Here is a 1,840-nt window from a genome sequence, read left to right on the forward strand (position 1 = left end):
GCAACGTAGTGCAATTTGAAAAACTACGAATTCGTGAGAATAAGGGAGTAAGACTCTAAAGTTAAGGGTTTAAACCGGTCCAATTTCGTGAGAATTACAGGAATGATGCCGAGGAGCTGCGCAAGATTTTTCGAGCAAAGAAGAAAATCCCTAAACACTTGTTGGAACCATTGGTGCAAGCCTTTCCTTGTCTCATTGTTGGGATTCGAGAACTAGGAGAATTCATACCCTTGGAGGCCAATCTGTTTGATGTTGTGATCATTGACGAGGCCTCTCAAGTCAGCATTGCTCAAGCCTTTCCAGCTATCATTCGAGGTAAGAAAACGGTCGTCCTAGGGGATACCAAGCAGTTTGCGAACGTGAAATCTCATAACGCTTCTACCAAAGTAAACAACCTTTTATTCAACCGAGTAAGGGACGCTTTCAAAAAGGATATTGTTGATCGCCCTGAATCTGAGCGTGAGAGTTTAGAGATGAAGATAGAGAATTTCAATATCAAGAACTCCATCCTCGATTTTATGAAAAATATATCTAATTACGAATGCAGCCTAAAGAAGCACTTTAGGGGGTATATTGAGCTCATCAGCTACTCAAATAAAAACTTTTACCAGGATTCCCTCCAGGTGATGAAGATACGTGGTGTTAGTCTGAACGACGTGCTTCAATTTCATGTCATCCAGGCAGATCCGCGTAAAGAAAGGCTAAAAAACACAAATACCGATGAGATTCACTATATACTTGATGAGCTTAATCGGTTGAAGCAAATGAATTATCAAGGAACGGTTGGAATCATTACACCGTTTACCAACCAGCAGAAGCTATTGACAAGCAGGATTCTGGCTTCTAAGGATTGGGAGTATTACATGGAGAAGTTTCATCTAAAGATCATGACATTCGACTCCTGCCAGGGTGAGGAAAGGGATATTATTTACTATTCCATGGTTGAAAAGCCGGGTGAAGATAGTCTGAAGTATGTATTCCCTGTTAAGTTGGATAAGGCTGCAGAGGAGGAGAATGGAACACTCAAAGCGCAACGTCTAAATGTTGGCTTTAGTCGTGCGAAGGAAAGTATTCGCTTTATCCTGAGCAAACAACCGGAAGAAATCCAACATGAGACAGGCCGGGTTCTTCAATATTTCAAGAATATGCTGCAAGGTCCGGATGAGGCAAGATTGTTGGAACAAACCGATGGTAGATCCAAGATGGAGCCCATGGTCCTGCAATGGATCCAACAGACAAAGTTTTATAAACAAAATAAGGAACACATCGAGATCATTCCACAATTTGATATTGGCAGGTATATCAAACAATTAGATCCTATGGCGAAGATTCCGGCTTACCGTATTGATTTCTTGTTGATATTCCGGAAGCCGGGTGATCGGGCGCGTTCTGCGATCATTGAATATGATGGCTTTGAGTTTCACTTTAAGTCCAGTGATTCAATAAATGAGTTTACCTACACTCGCTACTATGTAGAGTCTGATGTTGAGCGACAGAAAACGATTGAATCCTACGGTTACCCCTTTTTTCGTCTCAACAAGTTCGTTATTCGTGACAACCCGTTGCAGTATTTGGATCGACAATTTGCCCGGACCTTTAAAATAACGGAAACTGAAGATGCGGACGATCTGCGCAAGGAAGTTGTGGAAACCTACGAAAAAATTGAAAGCAAGCAAATCAAAAAGTGTGGAAAATGCGGTCAGATGAAGGATTTATCCGAGTTCTATGACCCCAATTTAGCTACCCTGTACGGACGGAACTGCAACCCACATTTCGCAGGTGAAACTGCGCGAAAATCAAATTTATTGAAGGGAAATCACCAACTTCCAGAGAATGTAAG

General features: G+C 41.8%; 1 protein-coding gene. It reads left to right on the forward strand.

The genetic code is table 11. The features are described 5' to 3' along the window. Positions 1 to 230: 230 nt before the first annotated feature. On the forward strand, positions 231 to 1,840 hold a 1,610-nt coding region (locus tag NLX71_RS26190; RefSeq protein WP_254366745.1), incomplete at its 3' end, for an AAA domain-containing protein.

Origin of the sequence: Paenibacillus sp. MZ04-78.2 (assembly GCF_024213375.1) — a bacterium.
GTDB lineage: Bacteria > Bacillota > Bacilli > Paenibacillales > NBRC-103111 > Paenibacillus_G.